Here is an 11806-nt window from a genome sequence, read left to right on the forward strand (position 1 = left end):
TCTTAGGTTTGTCTCGCCCCGCCGCCCATGGCATGGTGGCGCGACAACAAGCATGCCGGGAGGACGCCATGAAGAGTTTCAAGGTCGCCGATTTCAAGGCGCCGCTGCAGGAGTTCGACGAGGCGACGCCGCAGCCCTCGGGCACGCAGGTGCTGATCAAGGTCAAGGCCGCCGGCGTCTGCCACAGCGACCTCCACATCTGGGAAGGCGGCTATGACCTCGGCCACGGCCGCAAGCCACTGTCGCTGAAAGACCGCGGCATCAACCTGCCGCTGACCATGGGCCACGAGACCGTTGGCGAAATCCTGGCGTTCGGCCCCGATGTGAAGCCGACCGACCAGGGCGATCTCAAGCTCGGCGATGTCGGCCTGGTCTATCCCTGGATCGGTTGCGGCAAATGCGCGACGTGCCTAGCCGGCGATGAGAACATGTGCCTGACGCCGCGCTCGCTCGGCGTCTATTGCGACGGCGGCTATTCCGATCACATGCTGGTGCCGCATCCGCGCTATCTTCTCAATCTTAGAGGGCTCGATCCCGCGTCGGCGGCACCGTATGCCTGCTCGGGCGTCACGACCTACAGCGCACTGAAGAAGGTCGAGCAGCATTTTGATACGCCGATCGTGATGTTCGGCGCCGGCGGCCTTGGCTTGATGGCGCTGTCGCTCTTGAAGGCGATGGGCGGCAAGGGCGCGATCATGGTCGACATCGACGCGAGGAAACGCGAAGCGGCGGAAAAGGCCGGCGCGCTCGCCACCGTTGACCCCAAGGCGCCGGACGCGCTGGAGCAACTGGCGAAGAAAGCAGGTGGTCCGATCCGCGCCGTGATCGATCTCGTCGGCAATGCCGCGACGACGCAGCTTGGCTTCGACTGCCTCACCAAGGGCGGCAAGCTCGTCATCGTCGGCCTGTTCGGCGGCGGCGCGACCTGGGCCCTGCCGCTGATTCCGATCAAGGCGGTGACGATCCAGGGCAGCTACGTCGGAAACTTGCGCGAAACGCAGGAGCTGCTCGACCTCGTGCGAGCCAGGAAGATCCCGCCGATCCCGGTGACCACGGCCCCGCTGAGCAAAGCCAACGACGCGTTGTTGCAGTTGCAGCAGGGCGCGGTGGTGGGACGCACGGTGCTGACGCCGTAGTCTTCATTCGCTCTCTCCTCTGTCATTGCGAGCGTAGCGAAGCAATCCAGAAATCCCTCCGCGGACGCAGTCTGGATTGCGTCGTCGCAAGAGCTCCTCGCAATGACGAGGTAACACCTCCTTCCACTCGGGAAATCACCATGTCCGCAAACAACGCCTTCCACATTGCCGTGCTCGCCGGTGACGGCATTGGCCCTGAAGTCATGGCGCCGGCGCTCGAAGTGCTGCGAAAGATCGAGACGAAATCGGACTTGCGCTTCCGCTTCACGGAGGCACCGGCCGGCGCCAACAATTATCTCGCAACCGGCAAGTCGATGCCTGACAGCACGATCAAGCTGTGCGAACAAGCGGACGCAATTCTGCTTGGCGCCTGCGGCCTGCCGTCGGTACGCTACCCCGATAACACCGAGATCGCGCCGCAGATCGAGTTGCGCTTCATCTTCGATCTCTATGCCGGCGTGCGCCCGGCTCGTCTCATTCCGGGCGTGCCGAGCCCGATCGTCGGCGCCGACAAGCGCGGCATCGATCTCGTCGTGATCCGCGAATCCACCGAAGGGCTGTTCGCCTCGATGGGCAAGGGCGTGGTCACACATGAAGACGCGCGCGAGACGCTGGTCATCACGCGCAAGACCTCGGAACGGCTGTTCGAGTTCTCTTTCCGCCTCGCCGAGCGCCGCAAGGCGCGCGGCAAGCCGGGGTCGCTGGCCTGCGTCGACAAGGCGAATGTGTTCAAGGCGTTCGCCTTTTTCCGCCGGATCTTTGACGAGACCGCCGAGCGTCATCCCGACGTGAAGACGGATCATCTCTATGTCGATGCCTGCTCGGCGATGCTGGTCAAGCGCCCCTGGGATTTCGACGTGATGGTAATGGAGAACATGTTCGGCGACATCGTCTCCGACATCACCGCGAGCCTGATCGGCGGTCTCGGCATGGCCCCTTCGGCCGACATCGGCGATAAATACGCCGTGTTCCAGCCATGCCACGGCACCGCGCCTGACATCATGGGGCAGGGCAAGGCCAATCCCACCGGCATGATCCTGTCGGCGGCGATGATGCTGGATTGGCTCGCGGACAAGCACGGCGTCGAGAGCGCGGCGGAGGCCGGCGAAACAATCGAGCGCGCGGTGGACCAAGTCTATGCCGGCGGCCTCAAGCCGATGGAGTTTGGCGGCAGCAGCGGCACGGCTGACATCACGAAGGCGGTGCTGGGGGCGCTGTAGTCGAAACGCACCTATGAGAAAGGGGCCTTGCGGCCCCTTCATTGCTTACCAGCGACGCCAATGGCGGTGGCCCCAGCCGGGGCCATAACCGTAGAAACGTCGCGGTCCGCCATAGTAGCCGTAGGCGCCGTAATAGTTCGGACGCCACCAGCAGCGGCCCCAGGCATTGCAGACCATCCGTACCTGATCGACATGCGCGGCCGGGCCGCCGGCGACCTGATCGGCCTGCGGAATGCCGTTCGGCATCGCCGCTAGCGCTTGTCCCGACGCCAGCGCAGCGCTGCCGAGCGCAGCCAGACCAAGAACAGCAAGTTTGAGTGTCATCGCGATCTCCCTCGTTGGTGGCGGGAGAACCTGCGGCGGATCAATTGGTTGCTATCGCGATGCGGAGAGGCGAGGAATTTAATCTTCGTGAATGAAGGTTCAGCTTCAGGCCGTCACTTTCCCTGGAACTGCGGCTTGCGCTTCTCCATGAAGGCCTGCCGGCCCTCACGGAAATCGGCGCTGTCCATGCAAGCGGTGCCGATCGCCTTGATGGCGCCCAGGTCGCGCGCGCTTTCGTCTTTCAGCACTTCTGCGATGGTGATCTTGGCGGCCTTGATCGCGAGCGGTGCGTTCTGCGAGATCGTCAGCGCAATGGCCATGGTCTCGCCCCAGAGCTGGTCGTCCGGGATCACGCGTTCGACGAGGCCAATGCGCAGCGCCTCGGTGGAATCGATGCGCATGCCCGTATACATCAAGAGCCGCGCCCAGGACGGGCCGACCAGCGACACCAGATGCTTCAAGCCGTCATAGCCATAGGCGATGCCGAGCTTCGCCGCGGGAATGCCAAACTGGCTGTCATGCGCTGATATCCTGATGTCGGCGAGCATCGCGACCTGCATGCCGCCGCCGAGACAGAAGCCCTGGATGCAGGCAATCGTCGGCTTGGGGTATTCGGCGAGCAGCGCGCGCTGGGCGGCACTGCGCTCGCCGTACTCTTCAGATGCGGCTGCGTTGTGCCTGACCTTTTCGAACTGGCTGATGTCGGCGCCCGATACGAACGCCTTGCCGCCGGCGCCGCGCAGGATCACGACGCGCACGGCATCGTCATCGCGCAACGCCGTCAGCGCCTCGCCAAATCCCTCCCACATCTCCAGCGACATCGCGTTGCGCTTGTCTGGATTGTTGAAGGTGATGACGCCGACGCCGTCGGTGATCTGCATGAGGATCTTGCCGTCGGCGTACGGAGTATTTTGGGACAGATCAGGCATCGCGCGCTCGCTTGTCGTTTGGCGAGGCGCAATGTTCGACTTTGGCGAGGGACGGGTCAACCGCGGCAGGGCAGGGGGCTCCGCATCCGCCCGTGCCGCGATTGCATGCCTACTGCGCCATATGCGCGGTCAGCGGATGGTTGCCGGCATTGCTGAAGAACGCCGCTTCTTCCGCGGTCGCCTCGAGCAACTGCTCGTCCTGGTTATAGACGTCGTTGCGGAACTGGATGGTCTGGTCCTTGGTCATCCAGGCCGTGAGATAGATCCAGGCCACCGGCACCTTCTTGGCCATGGCGACCTCCTGGTGCTGGCCGGTGGCGATCTCCGCGTCGATCGCCGCGCGCGTCCATTTCGGCTGGTCCTTGAGCAGCCAGGCGGCGAGATCGCGCACATTGTCGACGCGGGAGCAGCCGTGGGAATCGAAACGGTAGTCGTCGCTGAACAGGCTGCGCTGGTTGGTGTCGTGCATGTAGACCGAATAGGAGTTCGGCATGTCGATCTTCACCGCGCCGAGCGCGTTGAAGCTGCCGTTCTGCTGGCGCACGGTGAAGTTCGGCGTGTGCGTGCCCGACCAGTCGACCGAATGCGGATCGATCGGATTGTCGTGGCCATCGAGCACCTCCATGTGCATGCGCGACAGATAGGTCGGGTCCTTGCGCATATGGGCTGATATCTCGGTCTTGGCGATCGAGGACGGCACCGTCCAGGTCGGATTGAGCACAACGCCCGTGATCTGGGCCGTCAGCGTCGGCGAGGGTTTTTCGGTCTTGCCGACGATGACGCGGTAGCGCCGCACCACGACGTCGTTCTCGACCGCCTCGGCGAAGGCGGCGGGGATGTTGACCACGACATAGCGCTGGCCGAAGGAGAAATTCGTGTTCTCCAGCCGCTCGAGCGAGGCCTCGAGCTGGCGGATGCGCTTCTGCACGGACACGTTCATCGCCGCGAGCGTGCGCGGTGTCATGGTGCCGGTCGGCGCAAGACCGTGGCGGGCCTGGAAGCGTTTCACGCCGTCGGCGAGATCCTGGTCGAAGGCTCCGCTCGCCTTGTCGGCGGCGAGGTCGCCGGAGAGGATCAGTCGTTTGCGTAGGAGGTCGTCATTGGCGCCCTGGACGCCGAGCGCGAACTTGGCGTCCGCCGGGATCGTTGGCCAGCCGCCGCGCACCGCGAGATCGGAATAGCTCAGCGCGGCGTCCTTGATCCGCTGGGCGGTGCCCTCGTCATAGGTCGGCTCATGCGTCAGCGCGAGCGCCGCGGCGGAGCGGCTCTCGGCAGTGGACGCCGGGGCCGCGACGGCGGTTTTGGGCGCGGCGGCGTGAGCCGGGTTGGCGGTTGCCGGCACTGCACCGGACGGGGCGGCAGGTTTGGGGCCGGCCTGGCCCGTGGTCTCGGTCTGCGCGAACGCGGACGCGCTGGCGAGCAGGCCCGTCGCGAACAGATTCATGGCAATGATCACGGCATGGCGTTTCGACATCTGTCTGGTTTTCCCCATGAGGACGAGGCCCGCAACGGGCGCTCGCATCGGCGCGTCCCGGCCGCCCACGCGGCGTGTCACCGATTCGCTGAAATCGGCGGCACGCTAGGGCATCAGGGTTGCGGTCCCATTAAGCGCGGCACATCGAGCCCAGCGCGTTCGGCGCGGAGGCTCTCGATTTGGTCGCAGCAGGCTCGGGACGGGTTCGCTATATCAGCGATCAATGGCCGCCAATTGCCAACAAAAAAGGGGCGGCGAGGCCGCCCCGAAAAGCCGTGACCGCACAGATCACGCGCAGGCCAAATCTGATCCCGTCAGATCGGGTCCGTCAGTCCAGTCCAATCCGGCCACGCCCCCGTGACGTGGCGGATTGAACATCGGCCGTGAAGGCCGGACCGCAGGTCGGCTCAGCTCTCGTTCGCTGCGATCGATTCCATCAGCGAGACGAGCTGACGCTGCACCGTCTGATCCTTGATCTTGCTGTAGGCGCGCAGCAGGCGGAGGCTGAAAGCCGAGTCCAGGAACAGGAGGCTTTCGACTTCGCGGGCCTTGTTGTCGCCGTCATAGAAGAAGGTCACGGGCACGTCGAGGGCGGAGGCGATCTGCTGAAGCCGAGCCGCGCCGACGCGATTGACGCCCTTCTCGTATTTCTGGACCTGCTGGAAGCTCACGCCGAGCTTTTCACCGAGCTCCGCCTGCGAGATCTTCATCTCGACGCGCCGCAAGCGGATCCGCTTGCCAAGCTCGATGTCCGGCTTGCCGGCACTGCGCTGCTTCATTCTCTTCGCCGCTGCTTTCATCTTAGTTTTCACCTTTGTTCTTCGGTTGAAAATCCCCCGAAGAGCTGGGTCAGGGGTTCGCCCATATACGAGTCCTTGAACTCATGCGGATGCACGAATTCTTCCTTAAACCACGGGAAGCGAGCCGGATTGAAAGCCTCGATCAGCCAGTCAATCATGTGCCGCACGCGGGGAATCCGGCCGCTACCGGGATGGTAGGACAACCAGATATCCAGCGGTCGGTTCAATTCGACCTCCAGTGGAATCAACTTCCCGCCAAGCGCAATGGCATAACTCGGGAAGACGCCGATGCCGGCGCCATTCGCGACCGCCCAGTAGTTGGCGCTTGAGACGTTGGTCTTCATGACCAGGAGGTCACGTTCCTGAACGCCCGGGAAGAAGCTCTCAAAGGTTTCCTTGGCGGCGAGCTGGTCGGCGAATTGCAGCACCAGGCGGTGCTTGATCAATTCGTGGGCCGAGCGCGGCGTGCCGTATTTCTCAAGGTACTTTTCCGAAGCCCAGAACATCAGATGCATGCGGCCGAGCCGCACCATCTTGACGTCGAGGGCCGAGGGCCGCGACAGGTGGATGGCGACGTCGGCCTCGTGGCGGGAGACGTCGGCCGACCGCATCGCGCAATGCAAATCGACCAGGACTTTCGGATAGGCCTGCTGGAATTCGACCAGCCGCGGAGCGAGCCAGAACGTCCCCAGTCCCTCGGTCACGGCGACGCGGACCTCGCCGGTGAGAGCGTTGGCGGTGGAATCGCTGGTGCGCAGCACGTCGAAGGCTGCCGCCTCCATGCGCTCGACGGCGGACACCACCATCGCACCTTCATCGGTCAGATGCGTGCCGTGGACGTCGCGGGTGAACAGGGTCGTGCCGGTCTGGCGCTCGAAATCATCGATACGGCGGCGGACAGCGTTGATCGACAAGGACAAGCGTTCGGCCGCCGAGCGGAAACTTCCGCATCGAACGACTTCCAGAAAAATGCGGGCCGCGTCCCAATCGGAGAGGCCGCTGATATTTGCTTTTAGGCGTTCCTCCAGAGGAACGCCCCTTTCCGCCAAGGAGTGCATACAAGTCCCTTCGGACCGCTAAACTGGCAGAATCTAGCGCAAACCACAACCACGACGGGTTGGGGAACGGTGAGTTTTGAACGCCATACTTACCGCGCCCGATATGGTATTGGAGTGTTGCTAGCGTTGGGAATCGGGCAAATTATTGCTCGGAAGAGGGGTAGTTGTGCGTTCCGTTGCGAGCCTTGAAGTGGCTGCGGGATTGCCGGGTCCACATGGATCTCAGGACGGCGTGAGAGAAAACGCGCGTTCCCGGGGAGTGGATCGATCGTGTCTCACCAAACGTTTGATCTTTGACCGTTCCCGCTTGCATCGCGGAGCGATGCCGTCGGGAACCGCAGTTTCGACACGGAAACACACTGAAATCGTATTCGAGGGCTCGGATTCCTCGTGCTATCCTCCGGTCTTCTTGGGGGCCGAGGGCATGGTTTCAAGCACGTCTCGCAGCCCGAAATAACGGAAAGCACGCCGGTGTCGCATATAGACGAACAATTGCAGTCGGTGCTCGAGACGCTCGAGGAGTGCCGCAAGGTCCTCAACGAGAGCAACAGCCGTGAGTCGGCCGAGTTGCTCTCGATCGTCATCCTCGACGTCAGGATGAAGCTTAAAGGAATTGACAGCGCCGACCTCAAGGCCCTGTGCGACGAAATGCTGCGGAGCGCTGCCAGCGAGCCGCTGCCCCCCTCCAAGCAGACGCAGGACCAGCCCCGGCGTCCGCTGCTCCGCGTGGTGAAGTAGCCGCGCCGCCGAATCTCGCTTTTTGGCAAGATTTGTGCGCGTCCCGATGCCGCATCTGTGATCACAGACGGCATCGGGAGGAGCCCTGGTTTGATCGCGCCTCTGTTGCGCATTCCCCGGCATCGGCTACACCAGAGCCGGTGCGGTCCCAGCCCCGCGCGCATTCCCCGCGCGCTGCTCGGCGGCCGCAAATGGCTCCGACTGCATCATGCAAAATGTTTCGATTCCCGCGGCGATGATTGCCGGTCTCGTCAGCTTCCTCTCGCCCTGCGTCCTGCCTCTGGTCCCGCCCTATCTGATCTATCTCACCGGCGCCACGATCGAGCACGTCGAGAGCGGCGAGCCCGACACGGCCTCCAAGCGCGCGATCATGATGGCGGCGGTGCTGTTCGTGCTCGGCTTCTCCACGGTGTTCGTGGCGCTCGGCGCCAGCGCCTCGCTGATCGGCGGGTTGATCCGCGCCTGGTCGGCGGAATTGTCGATCCTTGCCGGCATCGTCATCATCGTGATGGGCCTGCACTTCCTCGGATTGACGCGCATCGGCATCTTGATGCGTGAAGGCCGGCTCCCGATCCCGAAGCCCGTCGGACTCTGGGGCGCCTATATCATGGGGCTCGCCTTCGCGTTCGGCTGGACGCCGTGCATCGGTCCGATCCTCGCCGCGATCCTCTCGATCGCGGCGGCCGAGACGACGGTGACGAAGGGCGCGGGGCTGCTCGCGGTCTATTCAGCGGGCCTCGGCATTCCCTTCCTGATCGCGGCGCTGATGATCGAGCAGTTCTCAAGACTGTTCGCACGGATGAAGGGGCACCTCGTCAATGTCGAGCGCGCCATGGGCGTGCTGATGGTCATCACCGGCATCGGCTTCCTCACCGGCGCCGTCTCCAATGTCAGCATCTGGCTGCTGGAGACGTTTCCGGTGCTGCAGACGATCGGGTAGGGCTGTGCAAACCAGAAGGTTCAAGCGCGGCGTGTTCTGCTGTGCGACCGCGGCAGGCATTGTTGTCGGCGCGACCTGTTCGCCTGCGTCCGCAGACGGGACCGTCTACTACACTGACAGTTGCGTGGAAAAGGAAAGCGGGGACGTTGGCGGCTATGTCGTCATCGTCTCGGATGGCAAGCCTTTCCCGGCGATCAAGCTGAGTTGGTCTGAAGGCGCACTGAAGCAACCGGTCGCGGCGAAGGTCACGAACTATGATCGAGCGTCCGGACAATTGTCTTTTTCGGCTTCGATTGAATGGGACGAAGGTAAGAGGCGCGATATTCAGCTCGACGGCAAAATGACAAATGATCGGATGACGGGCAGGTTTGCGGCGCCCTGGAACACTGCCCCGACAGCCGTCGAACTCGAGGTTCGGTCGCACAAGGCAGCGTTCGAACCTGCAATGACTTGCCGGCCAGGCTGAGACAAGGCCCAGTTCTAATTCACCGCAAACCGCGCCCGCGCCTCGCGGTCGATCTCGATACCGCGGCCGGGACCTTCGGGCACGCCAACGCTCACCGCGTCTCGTCCAGCGCGCAGGTCACCGTGCAGACCACGCCGCGCGGCAGGAAGTCGACTGTAGCCTCGCCGCCGAGTTGGTCGCGCGCGCTGCGCTCGATCAGGCGCGAGCCGAAGCCGCGCCGCACCGGCTCTGTCACCGGGGGGCCGCCGATCTCGGTCCAGATCAGCCGCAGCCGCGGCTTCGGTGCATCGGCGATGACCTCCCAGTCCAGCGTCACCCGGCCGGTCTCGTTGGAGAGCGCGCCGTATTTCGCGGCGTTGGTCGCGATCTCGTGCACGATCATCGACAGCACCACGGCGAGCCGGGGCGACAGCGGCACCGCGGGTCCGGCCATGCGGATGCGGTCGGGATTCGCCAGCAGGAACGGCTGGAGCACGCGGGCGATCACGTCCCGCAGCTCCGAGCCCGCCCATTTCTCCTGGCTGAGAAGATTGTGAGCCTCGGCGAGGGCGCCGAGACGTCCCTCGAACTTGGTCCGCTCGTCGCGGCTGGCGCTGCGAAAAGTCTGCACCGCGATCGCCTGCATCAAGGCCAAGGTGTTCTTGACGCGGTGGTTGAGCTCCTCGATCAAGAGATTGTGCAGCATCTCGCCGCGCGCGATCGTGGTCGCCATCCTGACGGCGAAGGTGAGGCCGATCAGCAGCAACACGCCGCCGATCAGGCTCGTAATTGCGATGTTGCGCCACAGCGGCGCGATCAGCGAGCTCTCGGGGACGCCGGCGGCAACCGTCCAGCCGGTCAGATGCGATCGCGTATAGGCGGACGCGAGTGATATGCCGTCGAGAGACACCGACGAGAGCGCAGCCTCGTTGCTACGGAACATCTCAGTGAAGAGCGAGGGCGACGCGCGCTTGCCGAAGGTTTCGCCCGGATTGGGCACTCGGGCGAACACTGTGCCGGTCGTGTCGAGCAGGGAGACCGTCCATTCCGGGTCAGGTCGCTGCTTCTCGACGAGGTTTTGGAAAATACCGAGCGGCGGGCTGAAGCAGAGGTCGTAGATAACCTCGCCGTCGCGGAACACCGGAACCTCGACGGTGAGAACCTGACGATGATTGTAGGCGCCGTTGAACAAGTCGGAATATTGCGGTGCCTTGGTCGCGAACAACTTCTCCACGATCGCCATATTGCTGCGCGGCGGCAGGCTCGCCGTGTCTTCCGTCGTGGACGAAAACAGGATGCGTCCCTTGCTGTCGGAGATCAACACGAGGCCACCCTTGCCATATTGATCGAGGAAGCCGAGCGCGATGCGGCGAAAACTGACAAAGTCGTCGTTGCGCAGCGAGTTCGTGAGCGCCAGCACCTGCAACCCGCCGGTCATCCGCTGCACCTCGGAATCCAGCACCAGGCGCATGCTGCGCACGTTCTCTAGCACGCGGCGGGTCGCGTCGCTGCGGTCCTGCTTGTAATTGTAGACTGCGATGCCGACCGCGAAGACGATCAGCGGCAACATCGTTCCCGTGACCAGGAGAGCGAGCCGGACCGGCAGGGTGAGCTTTGACAAACGCGGGCGTCCCGATTCCAGCGCCTTTGCGCCGGACTATGATTTTGAAGAGAACCATACGGGCAGGAATTGCGCGGCGCCACGATTTTCGGAATGGGCGAGCAGGCCGAACGGGATTTTTGCAGCGCGGTCGCGGACGTCCGCGCGGACGTCGTTGCTTCAGCTCATGCTGATGGCGGTGAGCAGCAGGCACATGGCGTACACGGCCGCCAGGCTGAGCCCGGCAATCCGGGCTTCTCGATGCGGTGTCATGTGATCAACTCCGAGAGGGCGGCCGCCTTCGAGGCGACCGCCCGTCCGTTACGTCTCAGTCGATTTCCTGTACGACGGTCCGCGTGCCGGGATCGACCAGCATGACGCGTTCGCCGGAGTAGACGTAGCGATATTGCGTCAGCGACGGGCCCCAATCGGCCGGAACCGCCTCGAGCTCGACATCGCTCGGAACCGTCGTGCCGACGATGATCTTCTCCTTCGTCGTCACCGGCCGCAGGTGATGCTCGGTGACGTAGGATTTGATCCGCGTCCGGTATTGCGGCTCGATCTGAATCGCCGCGGCATGGCCTGTTCGGGTCGTCGTCACCACGGTCGATTGCGCAAACGCGCCGGTCGAGATCATCAACGCTGCTGCGGAAAGCAGGAATAGTTTTTTCATGTTGTCCTCCTCGTCGGGGCTGTGCGCCGCGACAACATCTCACCAAAGGCGACGTTCCCGGCGGCTAGGAACAAATTGCTACTTTTTCCCGTTTGCAGATCGACCGGGCGCGGAACGTCCGGCAATTGGAGGAGGAGAGTATGCAACTGAGGATCGCAACCGCGGCAGTGATGATTGCTGCGTTTTCGTTGCCGGCGTTCGCGGCCGACGAGTTCTACGTCGTTCAGGACGTCAAGACCAAGAAGTGCACGGTCGTCGACAAGAAGCCGATGGACACGAGCACGACCGTCGTCAGCCCGTCGGGCACGATCTACAAATCGCGCACCGAGGCTGAGAGCGGCATGAAGACCGTCAAGGTCTGCACGTCGAACTGAGGAGGATGCAAAATGCCAGTCTTGATTTTGTGGGCCGTGCCGGCCGTGCTGGTGATTGGCGGCGGCATCTATCTGATCGGCCATTTCCACTAAGT

Annotated in this window: 13 protein-coding genes; 6 read left to right on the top strand and 7 right to left on the bottom strand. The window is 63.4% G+C overall.

All coding sequences use genetic code 11. The features are described 5' to 3' along the window. Positions 1 to 68: 68 nt before the first annotated feature. Both L6639_RS21415 and L6639_RS21420 read left to right on the top strand, forming a co-directional pair. Complete coding sequence (locus L6639_RS21415; RefSeq protein WP_237863609.1) at positions 69 to 1136, top strand: alcohol dehydrogenase; 1068 nt, start codon at positions 69 to 71, stop codon at positions 1134 to 1136. A 140-nt stretch (positions 1137 to 1276) separates the two neighbouring features. Then, positions 1277 to 2356 (top strand): isocitrate/isopropylmalate dehydrogenase family protein, encoded by a 1080-nt coding sequence (locus tag L6639_RS21420; protein WP_237863610.1) that lies wholly within the window; start codon positions 1277 to 1279, stop codon positions 2354 to 2356. Between the two features lie 45 nt (positions 2357 to 2401). Here the strand turns inward: L6639_RS21420 and L6639_RS21425 are convergent, their stop codons facing one another. From L6639_RS21425 to L6639_RS21445, 5 genes are all read right to left on the bottom strand, one after another. Continuing rightward, the gene (locus L6639_RS21425; protein ID WP_237863611.1) at positions 2402 to 2680 is read right to left on the bottom strand and encodes a hypothetical protein; all 279 of its coding nucleotides are present in this window, start codon (positions 2678 to 2680) and stop codon (positions 2402 to 2404) included. A gap of 113 nt (positions 2681 to 2793) precedes the next feature. After that, entirely contained in the window at positions 2794 to 3609 is an 816-nt protein-coding gene (locus tag L6639_RS21430; protein ID WP_237863612.1) for an enoyl-CoA hydratase, read from the bottom strand. A gap of 109 nt (positions 3610 to 3718) precedes the next feature. Next, positions 3719 to 5083, bottom strand: a complete 1365-nt coding sequence (locus L6639_RS21435) for a L,D-transpeptidase family protein (RefSeq protein ID WP_237863613.1) — start codon at positions 5081 to 5083, stop codon at positions 3719 to 3721. 407 nt (positions 5084 to 5490) lie between these two features. Next, a complete protein-coding gene (locus L6639_RS21440) occupies positions 5491 to 5862 on the bottom strand; it encodes a helix-turn-helix domain-containing protein (RefSeq protein WP_020608151.1) in 372 nt (123 codons plus the stop codon). Between the two features lie 29 nt (positions 5863 to 5891). Continuing rightward, positions 5892 to 6941: a LysR family transcriptional regulator gene (locus L6639_RS21445; protein ID WP_237863614.1), complete on the bottom strand. Its 1050-nt coding sequence runs from the start codon at positions 6939 to 6941 to the stop codon at positions 5892 to 5894. Positions 6942 to 7412: 471 nt separating this feature from the next. Here L6639_RS21445 and L6639_RS21450 point away from each other — a divergent pair, with 471 nt between their 5' ends. The 3 genes from L6639_RS21450 to L6639_RS21460 all read left to right on the top strand — a co-directional run bounded on the left by L6639_RS21450 (position 7413) and on the right by L6639_RS21460 (position 9085). Then, entirely contained in the window at positions 7413 to 7679 is a 267-nt protein-coding gene (locus L6639_RS21450; protein WP_237863615.1) for a hypothetical protein, read from the top strand. Positions 7680 to 7887: 208 nt separating this feature from the next. Continuing rightward, a complete protein-coding gene (locus tag L6639_RS21455) occupies positions 7888 to 8619 on the top strand; it encodes a cytochrome c biogenesis CcdA family protein (protein WP_237863616.1) in 732 nt (243 codons plus the stop codon). Between the two features lie 124 nt (positions 8620 to 8743). Then, entirely contained in the window at positions 8744 to 9085 is a 342-nt protein-coding gene (locus L6639_RS21460; protein WP_237863617.1) for a DUF748 domain-containing protein, read from the top strand. A gap of 91 nt (positions 9086 to 9176) precedes the next feature. Here L6639_RS21460 and L6639_RS21465 read toward each other — a convergent pair whose 3' ends face one another. Then, entirely contained in the window at positions 9177 to 10634 is a 1458-nt protein-coding gene (locus L6639_RS21465) for a sensor histidine kinase (protein ID WP_237863885.1), read from the bottom strand. 358 nt (positions 10635 to 10992) lie between these two features. Further along, positions 10993 to 11337, bottom strand: coding sequence for a DUF1236 domain-containing protein (locus L6639_RS21470; RefSeq protein ID WP_237863618.1), 345 nt, complete (start codon positions 11335 to 11337; stop codon positions 10993 to 10995). Positions 11338 to 11477: 140 nt separating this feature from the next. On the opposite strand from L6639_RS21470, the gene L6639_RS21475 reads away from it, so the two are divergent. Beyond that, positions 11478 to 11711 carry a hypothetical protein gene (locus L6639_RS21475; protein WP_237863619.1) on the top strand — a complete coding sequence of 78 codons (234 nt, stop codon included), beginning with the start codon at positions 11478 to 11480 and terminating at the stop codon, positions 11709 to 11711. Positions 11712 to 11806 lie beyond the last annotated feature (95 nt).

Origin of the sequence: Bradyrhizobium zhengyangense, from assembly GCF_022012555.1 — a bacterium.
Classification (GTDB): Bacteria; Pseudomonadota; Alphaproteobacteria; order Rhizobiales; family Xanthobacteraceae; genus Bradyrhizobium; species Bradyrhizobium zhengyangense.